Genomic DNA, 16,378 nt, shown 5'->3' on the forward strand with positions numbered 1-16,378 from the left:
CGGTGATTACGGTGTCACCACCTTAAGTTCTAAGTGAACGAAACATTTTGGCAAGGAGTGCACTCAGCCGCCGCCGGCTTTATGGGATGATGAGTTCGACGACCTGGGCCGGCGTCACTTGGCTCAGCGGCCTGATGGGCAGCTCGGTGTTGTTGAGCCTGGCCACGGTGTTGGTGGGGTTCGGGTTTGCGACCGTGCTGGTGTTGGGGCGCAAGGTCAGTAATAACCTGGTGGCACAGCCTGCCTGACCGGGTTGTATGCGCAAAAAAGCCTGCTGAGCGTTGAGTTCAGCAGGCTTTTTTCGTTTCAGGGAGCAGGTATTTATTTGGCCGTGGGGAAATCACGCTCGAGTACGGCGTCCACCAAGGCTTGCGCGTTCTCGATCAATTGAGCCAGGGCCATGATCACGGGCGACTGCGTGCTGTGTGGATCTTCGGCGCATTGGTAGGCGGTTTGAAGGGCGGATGAGAGGATTTCGGTGGCGTTTGTGAGGGCTTCTTCGGTGCCAACATCTGCACCTACATGGAAGATTTTCCGAGGGGAAAATTCGGAGTCAGAATCGAGATTGCTCATTGTGTAGCTCCTGTATGCAATGGGAGCTGCCACATCCCGCTGTCAAACAGAATCAGGTGGCAGCTATGCGCGGGTTGACAGACCGGTATACAGGACCCGGCGCACCCGAAGATGCCCCACGCACAGCCGCCATAAAACGACGTCACAGCAGAAAAGCCTGTAATCGCATGGAGGTCGTACACCTGTAAATCAGTCTGTCAAAACCGGTCGCCATGAGGGCGACGGCGAAAGGTTAGCGTCCTGCCCCAGTCAACGCAACCCTGCTGGAAAACTGTCGAACCGGCACAACGTAAGCACCTGTTTCGGAAAAGCTTGGTAACCAGAATTCCGGCGAGGAACCTTGTGTGCATAAGCCTGCAAGCTAGCCTCAAAAAGGTCGCCGCCGTGGCGACATACTGTCAAGGATGCTGATATGCCAACGAGATATCGCGATGCGGTCACAGGTGAATACGTAACCGAGCAAGAGGCGAAGAAAAGACCAAGGGAAACGGTGAAGGAAACCGATAAAAAGCGCCCGGCAAAGCCGCCGGCCAAGAAGTAGGATCAACAGATGAGAGCGACTGCCGTATGTCCAGACAGACTTGCCAATGAAACCCGATTGCCCCAATGTAATGACCAACGTCATTACACAAGGAGCTATCCCTTGGCATCTATCAACATCCGTATCGATGACGACCTGAAAGCTCGCGCCTACCTTGAGCTGGAGAAACTCGGTGTCACCCCTTCCGAACTGATACGTCAGGCGTTGCAATATGTTGCCGAACGCGGCCAGTTGCCATTTAAGCCTGTCCTCATGACTGAAGAGGATGAAGCCTTGATGGCGACCGTACGTGAGCGCCTTGCGTCGCCTCAACGCGTGAGGGTTTCTTTGGATGACCTATAGCCTTGATTTTGATGCGCGTGCATTGAAGGAATGGCAGAAACTCGGCGACACCCTCCGTCAGCAACTCAAGAAGAAGCTGATGGAAATCCTGAACAACCCACGTATTGAGGCTAACCGCCTACATGGCCTGCCTGACTGCTACAAGATCAAACTGCGTAGTAGCGGGTACAGGCTGGTCTATCAAGTGATAGATCAGGAAGTTACCGTGTTCGTGGTCGCTATTGATAAACGTGAACGAGATCAGGCTTATCGCAAAGCGTCTGAGCGCCTTGATCAGCGCTAGGCAGGACTGGAAAAAATCACTGAAGCAGTCGTAGATAAAGGCTGGAAACGAAAAAGCCCCGCAGCTTATTCAGATACGGGGCTTTCTCTATGTAATGGCGGAGAGATAGGGATTCGAACCCTAGGTACCGGTGAAGGTACAACGGATTTCGAATCCGTCCCATTCGGCCACTCTGGCATCTCTCCAACGGCGCGCATCATAACAGCATGATTGATGGATGCAAAGCGCCGAAGCGATTTTTTTCCGTGCTATCAGATGCTTGCGTCGATTACAGCGGTACGCCGAGACGATTGGCGACTTCTTCGTAGGCTTCGATCACGTCACCGAGGCCCTGGCGGAAGCGGTCTTTGTCCATCTTTTTCTTGGTGTCCTTGTCCCACAGGCGGCAGCCGTCCGGGCTGAATTCGTCGCCCAGGACGATGGAGCCGTCGTGGAACACGCCGAATTCGAGCTTGAAGTCCACCAGCAACAGGCCTGCGTCGTCGAACAGCTTGGTCAGCACGTCGTTGACCTTGAGGGACAACTCCTTCATGCGCGCCAGTTGTTCAGCGGTGCCCCAGCCGAACGCCACAACGTGGGATTCGTTGATGAACGGGTCGCCCTTGGCGTCGTCCTTCAGGAACAGTTCAAACGTGTAAGGGTTGAGCTTGAGGCCCTCTTCCACGCCCAGGCGCTTGACCAGGCTGCCGGCGGCGTAGTTACGCACGACGCATTCCACCGGGATCATGTCGAGCTTCTTGACCAGGCACTCGTTGTCGCCCAGCAGTTTGTCGAATTGGGTCGGGATACCGGCCGCTTCGAGCTTCTGCATGATGAAGGCGTTGAACTTGTTGTTCACCATGCCCTTGCGATCAAGCTGTTCGATGCGCTTGCCGTCGAACGCCGAGGTGTCGTTGCGAAACAGCAGGATCAGGCGGTTGGCGTCGTCGGTCTTGTACACCGACTTGGCTTTGCCGCGGTAGAGTTCTTCACGTTTTTCCATGATGGGCTCCGCTTTGAGTAAGGTGGGCTAGGCGATGTGTCGCCAATCGAGCCCTGAATCTTGATCGGCCAGTTGCAGCCAGTCCGGGTCGCACCCGAGGGTGTCGACAAAACATTGCCGGGCAAGCGTCGGCAGGTTGTTCTTGCTGCTGAGGTGAGCCAGGACCAGGTGTTGCAGGTCTTGCCAGCCCAACTCATACACCAGGTACGCCGCCTGGTGATTGTTCAAATGTCCCAGCTCGCCGCCCACCCGCTGCTTGAGAAAGTAAGGGTAGTGACCGCGCGCCAGCAGATCCCTGCAGTGGTTGGACTCGATCATCAAGGCATCGAGGTCCCGGTAACCGTCCAGCACCCTGGCGCAGTAGGAACCCAGGTCGGTCAGCACGCCAAAACGCCGCTGGCCGTCACTGAATACGTATTGCGTAGGCTCCTGGGCATCGTGGGCAACCGCGATGACATTGATGCTCAAGGCACCGATTTGCAGTTGCTCGCCACCGGCCAGAAAACCTGCCGGCTCGATGGGTTTGCGCATCCCGCGCAGCGTGCCGCGACTCAAGTACACCGGCAGATTGTAGCGCCGAGACAGTAAACCCACGCCATGCACGTGGTCGGCATGTTCGTGGGTGACCAGAATTGCGCTCAACTGCGTGGGGTGAACCCCGAGGCGCAGCAGGCGTCGCTCGGTTTCTCTTAACGAGAAACCACAATCGACCAGCACATACGTGTCATCGTGGGCGACCAGCGTACCGTTCCCTTGGCTACCGCTGCCGAGAACGGCAAAACGCACCGAATCAGCCCAGGTTGTCTTGAATCACGCCCAACACTTTGCGCGCTGTTTCAGCTGGCGCGACGGTGTTGATGTTCTTCTCGACGGTGACTTGCACGCTTTCGCCAACCTTGCTCAAACGAACCTGATAACGCTCGGCACGGGTTTCGATCTCTTCCTTGGTCGGCGCGCTGCCGAACAGTTTGCCGAAGAAACCTGGCTCGTCGTCTTTCTTCTCGGCCTTTTCAGCCACGTTGATGTAGTACAGGCCCAGGCTGCGGTTAATGTCTTCAACGCGCCAAGGGCCTTGCTCCAACGCACGGCCAACACTGGCCCAGGCACGGTCGAGGTCTTCACCCAGGTTGAGCACCACGTTACCGCTGCCGTCTTCGGTGAGGCTGACGCGGTTAGGGGTGTCGTAGTCACGGGCGGCGAGCAGGGAAACGGAACCGCCCTTCTCGGAGATACGGCTCATGCTGGCGAGCATCTCGTCGACCAGCGCGGCATCGACGCCGGTGTTGACCGAACGCGGGGTGAAATCGACGTTGGCCGTGCTGCCGGCAGGGCGCTCGGCGCTGACCACATAGACTTCACTGGTATTGCGCTGCACGCCTGGCTCGATGCGCACACGCACACGGGCCTCGCTGTCGGCGGCTACACCGCCGGCCAGCAGGCGCTGAGCCATGTTGGCGGACAACTCGCGGCCTTGCTGCCACGCCGTGGTGAACTCACCGGTTTGCGGGCGTTGCTGGTCGAGACGGAAACCGTTGTCCTGGAAGAACTGCACTGCCACCGGCCAGACTTCGGCAGGTGGGCGCTGAGCCACGATCCAGCGGTTGTCGCCACTTTTCTGCAGGCTGTAGTCGCTGGCATCGGCCACTGCCGTGATCGGCTGCGGGCGTGGTACTACGTACTCGCCCTTGACGGTGTCGTCGGCAACGTTGCGTGGGATCGGCAACAAGGGGTCAAGACGCTTGGCGACATTGACATCAGGCGGCAACTGCATCGGTTTGGTTGCTTGCGCTTCCAGGTAATCGCTGCCGCGGTCACGGAAGTAGCCTTCCGGGCCCCATACCCAACCGCAGCCACTGGTGCTGGAGATAATCAAGGCAAGTGCGGAAAGTCCGGCCAATCGCTTCATGCGTAGTGCTTCCTCAATTAAACCAGGACGCCGGACTGGCGCAGGGCCTGTCGCAGCGGTTCGTGACAGGCTTCGCTGAGCCGGGTGAGCGGCAGACGGATACCGTCCGGCATCAGGCCCATCTCAGTCAGCGCCCATTTCACGGGAATAGGATTGGATTCGATAAACAGTGTCTTGTTGAGCGGCATCAGCTTCTCGTGGATCGCACGGGCCGTCGCGGCATCGCCGGCGATAGCGGCGGCGCACATTTGGCTCATGGCACGCGGAGCCACGTTGGCGGTCACGGAGATGTTGCCCTTGCCACCCAGCAGGATCAGTTCGACAGCGGTGGCGTCGTCACCGGAATACACCAGGAAGTCACTGCTCACGCCGGCCAGGATGTCCTTGGCGCGCTGCAGGTCGCCAGTGGCTTCCTTGATACCGATGATGTTCGGCACGGTGGACAGGCGGATCACGGTCTCGGCCTTCATATCGCACGCGGTACGACCCGGTACGTTATAGAGGATCTGCGGGATCTGGACGGCTTCGGCGATGGCTTTGAAGTGCTGGTACAAGCCTTCCTGGGTCGGCTTGTTGTAGTACGGGGTCACCAGCAGGCACGCATCGGCGCCGGCTTTCTTGGCGTTGCGGGTCAGCTCGATCGCTTCGCGCGTGGAGTTGGCGCCCGTTCCGGCGATCACGGCGATGCGGCCCGCAACGCGCTTGACCACGAACTCGATCACCTGGATGTGTTCTTCCACATCGAGGGTGGCCGATTCACCTGTGGTGCCGACCGCCACGATGGCGTTGGTGCCCTCTTGCAGGTGGAAGTCCACCAGTTTGCCCAGGCTGTCCCAGTCGAGACGACCTTGTGCATCCATGGGTGTGACCAGTGCCACCATACTGCCCGCAATCATGCAACCGCTCCTGCCGGAAAAAGAGAGCCGTAATGGTACTGGCGCCAAGATGCTTGTACAAGCGAAGTACCGCGTGAGGATGCGTTCTGGAGCAACTAAACGTCGGGCAATGCCATCATTGGGCCAAAGCACCGCTTCAAGCCGGCCGATCACGCAATGAAAACGCCACCTCCTAGCCCTTGGCGACGCTTTTCGCTACCCTTGATCCTTTGATCGATACGGCCCACACAGTATTGACCGCTCATCGCTTTAGGAAGGCTGCATGTCCACCCCCACAGTTCGCGAACAATTCCTTGTTATCAGTGCCCTCGGCGCCAACCCCATGGAGCTGACCAACGTCCTGTGCCGCGCCAGCCATGAGAACCGCTGCGCGGTCGTGACCTCGCGCCTGACTCGCCACGGCGAGTGCAGCGCGCTGGTCTTGCAGATTTCCGGCTCCTGGGACGCATTGGCGCGCCTGGAAACCGGCCTGCCGGGCCTGGCCAAAAAGCACGACTTCACCGTCAATGTGGTGCGCAGCGCCGCCCTGGAAAATCGCCCACAGGCCTTGCCTTATGTGGCGTACGTCAGCTCGGCCTACCGCTCGGACATCGTCAACGAGTTGTGCCAGTTCTTCATCGACCACAACGTCGAGCTGGAAAACCTGACCTGCGACACCTACCAGGCGCCTCAAACCGGCGGCACCATGCTCAACGCCACGTTCACCGTTACCCTGCCGGCCGGCGTACAGATCAGTTGGTTGCGCGACCAGTTCCTGGATTTTGCCGATGCCCTGAACCTCGACGCGCTGATCGAGCCATGGCGCCCACAGAACCCAATGTAAGGAAAGACTCATGCCGGTAGCCATCGACAAACCCGTCGCCGATTTCGAAGCCCAGGCCACCAGCGGCCAGACTTTCAGCCTCGCAGCTATCAAGGGCAAGCAAGTGGTGATCTACTTCTACCCCAAGGACAGCACCCCGGGCTGCACCACTGAAGGCCAGGGCTTTCGTGACCAGTACGCAGCTTTCCAGGCCGCCAACACTGAAGTGTTTGGTGTGTCGCGTGACAGCGTGAAGTCCCACGAAAACTTCAAGGCCAAGCAGGAGTTTCCTTTCGAGCTGATCAGCGACAAGGACGAAGCGGTCTGCCAGCTGTTTGATGTGATCAAGCTCAAGAAGCTGTACGGCAAGGAATACCTGGGCGTGGATCGCAGCACCTTTCTGATCGACAGCGAAGGCGTGCTGCGTCAGGAATGGCGCGGCGTGAAAGTGCCGGGGCATGTGGATGCCGTGTTGGCGGCAGCGCAGGCGCTGAACAAGGCCTGATTATTCGTCGATAAGGCCGTCAGGCCTTGCGCAACCAATACCGGTACACACCCTCGGCGTCTTCTTCATGCTCCAGGGTGTGGCCGGCGAGTTTGGCAAAGGTGCGGAAGTCACGCTGGGAGCCAGCGTCGGTGGCGGTCACCTTGAGCACCGCACCGCGGGCCATTTTATTGAGTTCCATCTTGGCCTTGAGCAAGGGCAACGGGCAGTTGAGGCCGCTGGCATCAAGTTCGGCGTCAAAGGCTAAAGCGTCGGTCATGGTGTTACTCCAGGCAAACATTCGGGTTGCTTAGAATATCTGGTCCCAGGCGCAGTGTCCGGCTACAGTAAGCTCTTTGTCGAAAGGCTTTGTGCATGACTTTTTTGCGCCCTACCCTGCTGACGCTGGCCTGCCTGCTGGCCTCCCCGGCCTTCGCTGATGAGCTGCCGTCACTTGGTGACGCCAGTTCTGCCATTGTCTCGCCCCAACAGGAATATCAACTGGGCCGCGCCTGGCTGGCCTATTTGCGCGGTCAGGTGTCGCAGCTTAACGACCCGCAACTCAAGGACTACGTAGAAACCAGCGTGTACAAGCTGGTGGAAACCAGCCAGGTCAACGATCGGCGCCTGGAATTCATCCTGATCAACAGCCCGCAGCTCAACGCCTTTGCGGCACCCGGGGGGATCATTGGGGTGAACGGCGGCTTGTTCCTCAATGCCCAGACCGAAGGTGAGTACGCGTCGGTACTGGCCCACGAACTGGCGCACTTGTCCCAGCGTCACTTTGCCAGGGGCGTGGAAGCCCAGTCACGCATGCAACTGCCAATGATGGCGGCGCTGCTTGGCGGCATTATTGCCGCCGCCGCGGGTGCCGGCGATGCGGGTATCGCCGCAATTGCCGGCTCACAAGCGGCTGCGATCCAGGAGCAGCGCCGGTTCTCCCGGCAGAACGAACAAGAGGCAGACCGCATCGGCATCCTCAACCTGGAGAAAGCCGGCTACGACCCGCGGTCGATGCCCACCATGTTCGAACGCCTGATGCGTCAGTACCGCTTCGATGCCAAGCCACCGGAGTTCCTGTTGACGCACCCAGTGACCGAATCGCGTATTGCCGACACCCGCAACCGCGCCGAACAGGCCAAACTCGGCGGCAAGGAAGACAGCCTGCGCTATCAACTGATTCGCGCACGCGTGCAATTGAAATACGAAGACACGCCTGGCCTGGCTGCCAAGCGCTTCCAGGCGCAGTTGGACGACAACCCCAAAAACGATGTAGCGCGTTATGGCCTCGCCATTGCGCAGATCAAGGGAGTCCAACTCAAGGAAGCACGGGAAAGCCTGGCACCGCTGCTGGCCAAGGCACCCAATGACATCACCTACAATCTGGCGCAGATCGAACTGGACATTACCAACAACCGCATGGCGGATGCCCAGCAACGGACTGACCGTATGCTCACCCAGTACCCCAGCAACTATCCGCTGAACCAGGTGCGGGTAGACCTGCTGCTTAAGCAGAACCGCACCGCCGATGCCGAAAAGGCGCTGGATGGCTTGCTCAAGTCACGCCCCGACGATCCGGACGTGTGGTATCAGGTGGCCGAAACACGCGGCCTGTCCGGCAACATCATCGGCCTGCATCAGGCCCGCGCCGAATACTTCGCACTGGTGGGGGACTTCCAGCAGGCCATCCAGCAACTGGACTTTGCCAAGCGCCGCGCCGGCAGTAATTTCCCACTGTCCTCACGTATCGACGCACGTCAGCGTGAGCTGATCGAACAGGAACGCCTGGTGAAAGGGATGATGAGCTAAACCCGTCACCCACAAAAAAGCCCCGCTGCCGTTAACCGGCAGCGGGGCTTTTTGTTTCTATTGCAATGCAGGCTTGACGATTACTCGGCCAACTTGAAGGTAATGAAGCTGGCACGACCTTGACGCAGTACGCGCATCGACACCGAACGGTTCTTCGGCAACGCCTTGGCGATGTCGGTGAACTCCTTGGTGGTGTTGATCGCCTGATTGTTCAGGTGAGTGATCACGTCGCCCGGCTGCAGGCCGATCAGGGCGGCTGGGCCGTCCTGGACTTCCTTGATCACCACACCGCTTTGCAGGTCAAACGTCTTCTTCTGCTCGGCGGTCAGTTCAACCACGGCGATGCCCAGGCGGTTACTGCTGCGCTCTGCACCCGGCTTGGCATTACCCAGGGCATCCAGCGTCGCGCCTTCTTCCGGGATCGCACCAACGGTCAGCTCTACGTTCTGGCGCTTGCCGTCACGAATCACTTCCAGTTTGGCCTTGCCGCCAGCCTTGAGCGCGCCGACCAGATGAGGCAGGTCCGCCGACATGACGATGGGTTGGCCGTTCATGCTCAGAATCACGTCGCCGACTTTAAGGCCGCCTTTGGCCGCTGGACCATTGTCCTGGATTTGCGCAACCAGAGCACCGGCCGGCTTGTCGAGGCCGAAGGATTCAGCCAGGTCTTTGTTGACTTCCTGGATCACTACGCCCAACCAGCCACGGCTGACTTTGCCACCGCTTTTGAGCTGATTGGAGACGTCCATGGCTACGTCGATCGGGATCGCGAAAGACACGCCCATGAAACCACCGGAACGGGTGTAGATCTGTGAGTTGATGCCTACCACTTCGCCAGCCAGGTTGAACAATGGCCCCCCAGAGTTGCCCGGGTTGATCGGCACGTCGGTCTGGATAAACGGTACGTAGTTTTCATTCGGCAGGCTGCGGCCAATAGCACTGACGATACCCTGGGTGACGGTATGGTCAAAGCCGAACGGCGAACCGATCGCGACGACCCATTGCCCGGCCTTCAAGTCCTGGGATTTGCCCAGCTTGAGAACCGGCAGGTCCTTGCCATCGATTTTAAGCAAGGCTACGTCGGAACGCGGGTCGGTACCGATCAGCTTGGCCTTGAGCTCACTGCGATCAGCCAGGCGCACGAGGATTTCGTCGGCATCGGCAATCACGTGGTTGTTGGTCAGAATATAGCCGTCAGGCGAAATGATGAAGCCGGACCCCAGGGATTGGGCTTCGCGCTGACCACCGCCACCACGAGGGGTGCGCGGTTGCGGCATACCGCGCTCGAAGAACTCGCGCAGCATGGGCGGCAAGCCTTCCAGGTCGGGCATCTGCTGGTTCGAAACTTTGCGATCCGGCAGTTTCTGGGTGGTACTGATATTCACCACCGCCGGTGAGGCTTGCTCTACCAGTTGGGTGAAGTCAGGCAGCTCAACTGCTTGCGCAGGTAAGGCCTGACCCAGTACCAGCACTGTGGCGACTATGGATAGGTAAGACTTCAAACGTGGTATCGACATACAGCTCCCGTTACGACGAGCAGGGTTAAGCGACAGGGTCCAATAAACGCCGAATGCGGCAAACGACATTTTTGTTCCGCGAACAAAACAAGGCCAGAGCCAACAAACCCTGACCTATAAAAAACATGGGAAGTTTTTGCAAGTGAAAATGCTGATCCAGAAATTTCATACGATCGGCCCTCAACCTAACTTGAGCACAGATTGAAAGGTCAGGATGAACATAGAATTAACAATCTCACGGCCTGGCAGCGGTATTTTCACCGCGTACCGACAGCGCGATACGCTCAGCAGTGCCGACGGGGATCTCCCCTACTACGGTGACCATCATCTCACCGTCAACCGTATTCAAACGCCGAGAAACCGCCACCGTCGGGCCGAGCTGAGCGCGGGTTTCATTCATGTCGGCGCCCTTGGCGGACTCAAGAAATACAGAAAAGCGTGCGAGCCCATCATCATACATCAGGCTATCGACGGTCGATTTCGTTTGGCTGTCTTTGCGCGTGGTGCTGCTGACCTGCTGGAAACCAGGCGGCAGCCAATCCAGATGCCACGCCTGGGAGGCAGGCATGTCAGAGGCTTTATCGGTGGAAGCAGCAACAGGCGAGCATTCGCTGCCAGGCTGTAAGTCATGCTCGGCAGGAACGACCGAGGTATCCAGGCGCGCATACTGAAAGCGCTCCAGCAACTGCCCCTGATCATTGAGCAGCAGGGATTTGAGCGGCAGAGCCGTCTCACGATCCAGGTGCAATTCAAAGCCGTAGCGGTAGTGATCTCGCGGGCTGATTGACACAATCACAGCATGACGACCGGCCACGCGGGATTTGCCAATGACGGCAAGTTCATAGAATTGAGTGAGTTTTTTTGAATCGAGAGCACGCGAAGGTGCATCAGAAGAAGCAACCAACCCAGCACTCAGAGCACCACTGACGCAGTGCGTCCGGCCATCCAACCGTACGGTTTCCTGAGGCGAGCCGTCCAGTTGCAGCAACCGCTCACGGACATGACCGTCCTGCACACGGTGCCAGATAGCGTGGGTAGAAAAACTGCCATTACGTTCGTAAACAAACGTACCTTCAAAGCTTTGCTGCTGCTCTGCACGCCCAAGTCGAGTCAGCCAGTCTTGGGCTTCATCGGCATGGGCGGACTGTGCAATCCAACTACTGAGCAACAGCGCAAGGAGCGGTATGGCGCGCATAGAGCTCCCTAACGGATCAGCGGTTTTCCTGACTGGCTGCGCGAGCGTATGGCAGAGCGCTTTCGGTGCCTTTGGCGGCCGATTCCTGTGCGTGCTGACGCAGGTAGCCTGGTAGACGCTGATCTTGCCAGCCGGATTGCCCTTGAAGCACACCATTGGCCATCGGACCTGTGGTATCAGAGCTTTCCTTGTAGCCTGCCAGTACAGCCGGGCCTTTGACTTGCGGACCCGCCATGACGGGCTGCTGAGTTTGCTGGGCCAGTTCGGCACCGGCAATTTCGTCTTGGTTGTACAGGCGAACACCAGCCAGTACGGCGACGGTCACCGAGGCAGCCACTGCCAGTCGACCCAGGCTACGCCACGGGCCACGAGCAGCTTTGGCCGGAACGGCTTCATCAGCCAGCGCGGCAGAAACGGCCGCAGCAATATCCAGACGAGGGATTAAAAGATCCTTGTGCATCACCGCCCGAGCGACTTGGTAACGAGACCAGGTATCACGGGTTTCGGCATCATCAAATGCGTTAAGCACTCGACGAAGTTCCAGTTCATCCGCTTCGTTATCCATCACTGCGGACAGCGATTCCTGCAGGGCATCACGACTCATGGCGGTTCCTCTCTTGGCTGTCGCCGCTGTCTTTAGTTTTCCTGCAACAATGGTTGCAAGGCTTTGTCGATGGCTTCCCGGGCCCGGAAAATCCGTGACCTTACAGTCCCCACCGGACATTGCATGACGCTCGCAATGTCTTCGTAACTCAGACCATCGAATTCACGTAAAGTTAATGCCGTACGCAAATCTTCTGGCAGTTGCTGAATTGTTCGATGGACGGTGCCTTCGATCTCGTCGCGCAGCAATGCACGCTCCGGCGACTCGAGATCTTTGAGGCCGTGATCACCATCGTAAAATTCAGCATCTTCTGAACTGACATCACTGTCTGGTGGGCGGCGGCCGCGAGACACCAGATAGTTCTTCGCCGTGTTAATGGCGATGCGATATAGCCACGTATAAAACGCACTATCACCGCGGAAATTTCCAAGTGCACGGTACGCCTTGATAAAGGCTTCCTGTGCAACGTCCTGCGCTTCATGGGTGTCGTGCACAAACCGCACGATCAACCCGAGAATTTTGTGCTGGTATTTCAGCACTAGCAGATCAAATGCTCGCTTGTCGCCGCGTTGTACGCGCTCGACCAGCTGCTGATCCTCTTCCTGGGTTAGCATGAACACTCCTCGTTGTACTTGAAGGAGGCTTGCATAACTAAACGATCAGGCTTGCAAACATAGACTCGGGCTTTTCGCAAAAGTTCTCCCCCTTCAAGCAAGTTTCCGGCATGCACTGATTTGGCACACACGAAAAACGCAGCCCGGGCGGGGCCGGCTGCGCGAATAATCTTGTCGCCGGTTTCGTGACGCGTCCAATGCTCCCGACGGGCCAATAAACTCAACGTTTTCCCAGCTTTCGGGCAACCTGCTATTGAGTCGGGGCCCATGCAAAAAGTTCCCGTCCCGCCAACCGGCTGTTTCCCAAAGCTGCGCAGCATAATCTCACAATGCCACGAATGCGTGGCTATTGTGCCGCTCCACCCCTCTATATACTAGTGGCCCGTGTGACCCTTTGATTCGCCGATCCAGGCGTCCTGTTTGCGCCGCTCCTTCGGATCGCTTTTTGCGGAATCCTTCCAATGAGCCAACAGTTTCAACACGATGTGCTGGTGATCGGCAGCGGCGCAGCCGGCTTGAGCCTTGCCCTGACCCTACCCAGCCACCTGCGCATTGCGGTTTTGAGCAAAGGCGACCTGGCCAACGGCTCGACATTCTGGGCCCAGGGCGGTGTCGCGGCGGTACTGGACGACACCGACACGGTGCAATCGCATGTCGAAGACACCCTTAACGCTGGCGGCGGCCTGTGCAATGAGGAGGCCGTGCGCTTCACCGTCGAGCACAGCCGGGAAGCCATCCAATGGCTGATCGACCAAGGTGTGCCCTTCACCCGTGATGAACATGCCGGCAGCGACGACGGCGGCTTTGAGTTCCACCTGACACGCGAAGGCGGCCACAGCCATCGCCGTATCATTCACGCCGCCGACGCCACGGGTGCCGCGATTTTCAAGACCCTGCTCGACCAGGCTCGCCAACGGCCCAACATCCAATTGCTGGAGCAACGCGTCGCTGTCGACCTGATCACCGAAAAACGCCTAGGCCTTGCGGGCGAGCGCTGTCTCGGCGCCTACGTACTCAATCGCACCAGTGGCGAAGTCGATACCTACGGGGCGCGCTTCACTATTCTTGCCTCGGGCGGGGCAGCCAAGGTTTACCTCTATACCAGCAACCCTGACGGCGCCTGCGGTGACGGCATTGCCATGGCCTGGCGCTCGGGCTGCCGGGTGGCCAACCTGGAGTTCAATCAGTTCCACCCCACCTGCCTGTATCACCCGCAAGCCAAGAGTTTCCTGATCACCGAAGCCCTGCGCGGCGAAGGTGCGCACTTGAAGCTGCCCAATGGCGAGCGCTTCATGCAGCGCTTCGACCCACGCGCCGAGCTGGCACCGCGCGACATTGTCGCCCGCGCCATCGACCACGAGATGAAGCGTCTGGGGATCGATTGCGTCTACCTGGACATCAGCCACAAGCCCGAAGCGTTTATCAAGGCCCACTTCCCGACCGTCTATGAACGCTGTCTGACGTTCAATATCGATATCACCAAAGGCCCGATCCCGGTAGTGCCGGCCGCGCACTACACCTGCGGCGGCGTGATGGTTGACCAGCACGGGCGCACCGACGTGCCCGGCCTCTACGCCATCGGCGAAACCAGCTTTACCGGTCTGCACGGCGCCAACCGCATGGCCAGCAATTCGCTGCTCGAGTGCTTCGTGTACGCTCGCTCGGCAGCAGCGGATATCCTTGAACAACTGCCGCGCATCAAGGTTCCAGCCGCCCTGCCCCGCTGGGACGCCAGCCAGGTCACCGATTCGGACGAAGACGTGATCATCGCGCACAACTGGGACGAGTTGCGGCGTTTCATGTGGGACTACGTGGGCATTGTGCGCACCAACAAGCGCCTGCAACGGGCGCAGCACCGGGTACGTTTGCTGTTGGACGAGATCGACGAGTTCTACAGCAACTATAAAGTCAGCCGCGACCTGATCGAATTACGCAACCTGGCGCAAGTAGCCGAGTTGATGATCCGCTCAGCCATGGAGCGCAAGGAAAGCCGGGGCCTGCATTACACCCTCGATTATCCGCAGATGTTGCCCGAAGCCCGCGACACTATTCTGGTGCCAACCACCTACGGCGGCTGAACTTCAGGCGTACCCGCAGGCGCCGATGCACATCGGCGGCCTGCGCGTCCTTGGGCACACAGACCGCGCGTACTCGCCGCTCACCCTGCACGCGATAACGCAACACCACGATCAACGGTAACGCCAGGCTGTCGGGGCGAAGTTGCACGGCGTGCCAGCCGCGCGCAGAGTTCCATAACTGCCAGCCATCTTCGTCGCGGCGCAGGCCACGAATCGACGAACGGTGAGTAAGCAGAACATGGCGCGGTAGCACCCACGCACAGTGTGCCAGGCATAACAGGATGCCGAGGCTCGAATAAGGCAGGTTCAAAACCAGCAGGCTGCCCAGTGCGATCAGCAGGGCAAGCAGATACGCCGCCAGCAACCGCCGCGAGGCCTGCCAGCGGCATTCAAAACGATTACTTGGGCTGGACACGATCCAGGATCATCCGAACCATGCGCTGCAGCTCTGGATCTTCAGATTCAGCGCGCTCCATGAACCAGCCGAACATGTCCTGATCTTCACAGGTCAGCAACCTGACGTAGAGCTCGCGGTCCACCTGATCGAGCGTTGCGTACACCTCTTTGGTGAAAGGCACCAACAACACATCCAGCTCCAGCATGCCACGACGGCTGTGCCAGTAGAGGCGATTGATTTCTACATCTTCGACCATGGAGCCCTCCTCAAATAGAGCGCAAGTATACAGGCCCGGCGACACCGGAACAGTCGGCTTTGGTCGCCCGCGACGAAACTATGCATTTGCCGGACGCCCCTCTATGATGCACCCATGATTTTTTAACCTGCGATGACCCATGGCTGACTCTGCTTTCTTCTGCCCCCTGTCCCACGAAGGCGTTCTCGCCGTCCGCGGTTCTGATGCTGCCAAATTCCTGCAAGGCCAGCTGACCTGCAACCTCAATTACCTGAGTGATACCCAGGCCAGCCTGGGCGCGCGCTGCACGCAAAAAGGCCGGATGCAGTCCAGCTTCCGCATCCTGCTGCAAGGTGACGGCGTACTCCTGGCCATGGCCACGGAGCTGCTCGAACCGCAGTTGGCAGACCTGAAGAAATACGCGGTGTTCTCCAAATCCAAACTTACCGACGAAAGCGCCGCCTGGGTACGCTTCGGATTGGCGAACGCAGACGCGTCCCTGGCCGCCCTTGGCCTGACGCTACCCGCCGAAACCGACAGCGTGGTGCGCACCGACACCTTGATCGCTATTCGCGTGTCCCCTGGCCGTGCCGAACTCTGGGTGCCCACCGAACAAGCCGACACCGTGCGCAACCAACTGGCCGCACAATTGCCACAGGCTGAGTTGAATGCCTGGCTACTTGGCCAGATTCGCGCGGGTATCGGCCAGGTAATGGCGCAGACCCGCGAACTGTTCATCCCGCAGATGCTCAACCTGCAAGCCGTGGGCGGCGTCAGTTTCAAGAAAGGCTGCTACACCGGCCAGGAAATCGTCGCGCGCATGCAATACCTGGGCAAACTCAAGCGACGCCTGTATCGACTGAGCCTTGAAGCCACGCAATTACCCGAGCCCGGCACGCCGTTGTTTTCCCCAGGCCATAACAGCGCGGTTGGCGAGGTCGTGATCGCGGCAAAAGCTGACCAGTCGATTGAACTTCTCGCTGTGCTGCAAGCCGAAGCTGCCGAGAGTGGCGACGTGCGTACAGGCAGCCTGGAAGGGCCCGGCCTGCAGCTGCTTGATCTGCCTTACCAACTGGACCGTGATCGCGAGATCCAGCGTTAATCGCCATACCTTTTTGCA

At 58.8% G+C, this 16,378-nt stretch carries 20 protein-coding genes and 1 tRNA gene; 8 read left to right on the forward strand and 13 right to left on the reverse strand.

Annotation, left to right across the window (positions count from 1 at the left end; all coding sequences use genetic code 11):
• The first annotated feature begins 86 nt into the window (after nt 1–86).
• Complete coding sequence (locus tag E4O97_RS09880; protein ID WP_248161328.1) at nt 87–248, forward strand: hypothetical protein; 162 nt, start codon at nt 87–89, stop codon at nt 246–248.
• 73 nt (nt 249–321) lie between these two features.
• On the opposite strand, the gene E4O97_RS09885 is transcribed toward E4O97_RS09880, so the two are convergent.
• Complete coding sequence (locus E4O97_RS09885) at nt 322–573, reverse strand: DUF3077 domain-containing protein (RefSeq protein WP_103733513.1); 252 nt, start codon at nt 571–573, stop codon at nt 322–324.
• A gap of 643 nt (nt 574–1,216) precedes the next feature.
• Here E4O97_RS09885 and E4O97_RS09890 point away from each other — a divergent pair.
• Both E4O97_RS09890 and E4O97_RS09895 read left to right on the forward strand, forming a co-directional pair.
• A complete protein-coding gene (locus E4O97_RS09890; RefSeq protein WP_014717442.1) occupies nt 1,217–1,456 on the forward strand; it encodes a type II toxin-antitoxin system RelB/DinJ family antitoxin in 240 nt (79 codons plus the stop codon).
• Entirely contained in the window at nt 1,446–1,739 is a 294-nt protein-coding gene (locus E4O97_RS09895; RefSeq protein WP_057022032.1) for a type II toxin-antitoxin system RelE/ParE family toxin, read from the forward strand. Before E4O97_RS09890 ends, E4O97_RS09895 begins: the two co-directional genes overlap by 11 nt.
• Nucleotides 1,740–1,834: 95 nt before the next feature.
• On the opposite strand, the gene E4O97_RS09900 is transcribed toward E4O97_RS09895, so the two are convergent.
• From E4O97_RS09900 to dapA, 5 genes are all read right to left on the reverse strand, one after another.
• Nucleotides 1,835–1,924, reverse strand: a tRNA-Ser gene (locus E4O97_RS09900).
• A gap of 83 nt (nt 1,925–2,007) precedes the next feature.
• On the reverse strand, nt 2,008–2,721 hold the full coding sequence (gene purC / locus E4O97_RS09905) for a phosphoribosylaminoimidazolesuccinocarboxamide synthase (protein ID WP_005786030.1): 714 nt from the start codon (nt 2,719–2,721) through the stop codon (nt 2,008–2,010).
• A 27-nt stretch (nt 2,722–2,748) separates the two neighbouring features.
• Nucleotides 2,749–3,507 carry an MBL fold metallo-hydrolase gene (locus E4O97_RS09910; RefSeq protein ID WP_005786028.1) on the reverse strand — a complete coding sequence of 253 codons (759 nt, stop codon included), beginning with the start codon at nt 3,505–3,507 and terminating at the stop codon, nt 2,749–2,751.
• Nucleotides 3,508–3,511: 4 nt separating this feature from the next.
• On the reverse strand, nt 3,512–4,627 hold the full coding sequence (gene bamC, locus E4O97_RS09915) for an outer membrane protein assembly factor BamC (protein ID WP_005786026.1): 1,116 nt from the start codon (nt 4,625–4,627) through the stop codon (nt 3,512–3,514).
• A gap of 17 nt (nt 4,628–4,644) precedes the next feature.
• Entirely contained in the window at nt 4,645–5,523 is an 879-nt protein-coding gene (dapA, locus tag E4O97_RS09920) for a 4-hydroxy-tetrahydrodipicolinate synthase (protein ID WP_032877264.1), read from the reverse strand.
• A 262-nt stretch (nt 5,524–5,785) separates the two neighbouring features.
• Here dapA and E4O97_RS09925 point away from each other — a divergent pair, with 262 nt between their 5' ends.
• Both E4O97_RS09925 and E4O97_RS09930 read left to right on the forward strand, forming a co-directional pair.
• Nucleotides 5,786–6,346: a glycine cleavage system protein R gene (locus E4O97_RS09925; protein ID WP_003189463.1), complete on the forward strand. Its 561-nt coding sequence runs from the start codon at nt 5,786–5,788 to the stop codon at nt 6,344–6,346.
• 10 nt (nt 6,347–6,356) lie between these two features.
• Nucleotides 6,357–6,830, forward strand: a complete 474-nt coding sequence (locus E4O97_RS09930; protein ID WP_248161269.1) for a peroxiredoxin — start codon at nt 6,357–6,359, stop codon at nt 6,828–6,830.
• A gap of 19 nt (nt 6,831–6,849) precedes the next feature.
• Here the strand turns inward: E4O97_RS09930 and E4O97_RS09935 are convergent, their stop codons facing one another.
• Nucleotides 6,850–7,089 carry a sulfurtransferase TusA family protein gene (locus E4O97_RS09935; RefSeq protein ID WP_078820544.1) on the reverse strand — a complete coding sequence of 80 codons (240 nt, stop codon included), beginning with the start codon at nt 7,087–7,089 and terminating at the stop codon, nt 6,850–6,852.
• Nucleotides 7,090–7,184: 95 nt separating this feature from the next.
• Between E4O97_RS09935 and E4O97_RS09940 the strand changes: the two genes are divergently transcribed.
• On the forward strand, nt 7,185–8,618 hold the full coding sequence (locus tag E4O97_RS09940; protein WP_032877266.1) for a M48 family metalloprotease: 1,434 nt from the start codon (nt 7,185–7,187) through the stop codon (nt 8,616–8,618).
• Nucleotides 8,619–8,698: 80 nt separating this feature from the next.
• Here E4O97_RS09940 and E4O97_RS09945 read toward each other — a convergent pair whose 3' ends face one another.
• The 4 genes from E4O97_RS09945 to rpoE all read right to left on the reverse strand — a co-directional run bounded on the left by E4O97_RS09945 (nt 8,699) and on the right by rpoE (nt 12,548).
• The gene (locus E4O97_RS09945) at nt 8,699–10,135 is read right to left on the reverse strand and encodes a DegQ family serine endoprotease (RefSeq protein ID WP_005786015.1); all 1,437 of its coding nucleotides are present in this window, start codon (nt 10,133–10,135) and stop codon (nt 8,699–8,701) included.
• A 235-nt stretch (nt 10,136–10,370) separates the two neighbouring features.
• Nucleotides 10,371–11,330 carry a MucB/RseB C-terminal domain-containing protein gene (locus E4O97_RS09950; RefSeq protein ID WP_248161271.1) on the reverse strand — a complete coding sequence of 320 codons (960 nt, stop codon included), beginning with the start codon at nt 11,328–11,330 and terminating at the stop codon, nt 10,371–10,373.
• 16 nt (nt 11,331–11,346) lie between these two features.
• Nucleotides 11,347–11,934, reverse strand: a complete 588-nt coding sequence (locus tag E4O97_RS09955; RefSeq protein ID WP_005786011.1) for an RseA family anti-sigma factor — start codon at nt 11,932–11,934, stop codon at nt 11,347–11,349.
• A gap of 32 nt (nt 11,935–11,966) precedes the next feature.
• Nucleotides 11,967–12,548 (reverse strand): RNA polymerase sigma factor RpoE, encoded by a 582-nt coding sequence (gene rpoE / locus E4O97_RS09960; protein WP_003172477.1) that lies wholly within the window; start codon nt 12,546–12,548, stop codon nt 11,967–11,969.
• 461 nt (nt 12,549–13,009) lie between these two features.
• Between rpoE and nadB the strand changes: the two genes are divergently transcribed.
• Nucleotides 13,010–14,626, forward strand: a complete 1,617-nt coding sequence (gene nadB / locus E4O97_RS09965; protein WP_032877268.1) for an L-aspartate oxidase — start codon at nt 13,010–13,012, stop codon at nt 14,624–14,626.
• Here the strand turns inward: nadB and E4O97_RS09970 are convergent.
• Together E4O97_RS09970 and E4O97_RS09975 are read right to left on the reverse strand one after the other, a co-directional pair.
• A complete protein-coding gene (locus E4O97_RS09970; RefSeq protein ID WP_248161275.1) occupies nt 14,595–15,041 on the reverse strand; it encodes a protein YgfX in 447 nt (148 codons plus the stop codon). The two genes, nadB and E4O97_RS09970, sit on opposite strands and share 32 nt — an antisense overlap.
• Entirely contained in the window at nt 15,025–15,279 is a 255-nt protein-coding gene (locus E4O97_RS09975; protein ID WP_005785986.1) for a succinate dehydrogenase assembly factor 2, read from the reverse strand. Before E4O97_RS09975 ends, E4O97_RS09970 begins: the two co-directional genes overlap by 17 nt.
• Nucleotides 15,280–15,418: 139 nt before the next feature.
• Between E4O97_RS09975 and E4O97_RS09980 the strand changes: the two genes are divergently transcribed.
• Nucleotides 15,419–16,360: a folate-binding protein YgfZ gene (locus tag E4O97_RS09980; protein WP_248130509.1), complete on the forward strand. Its 942-nt coding sequence runs from the start codon at nt 15,419–15,421 to the stop codon at nt 16,358–16,360.
• Nucleotides 16,361–16,378: the final 18 nt, after the last annotated feature.

This window comes from Pseudomonas sp. W15Feb34, assembly GCF_023127765.1.
Taxonomy (GTDB): Bacteria; Pseudomonadota; Gammaproteobacteria; order Pseudomonadales; family Pseudomonadaceae; genus Aquipseudomonas; species Aquipseudomonas synxantha_A.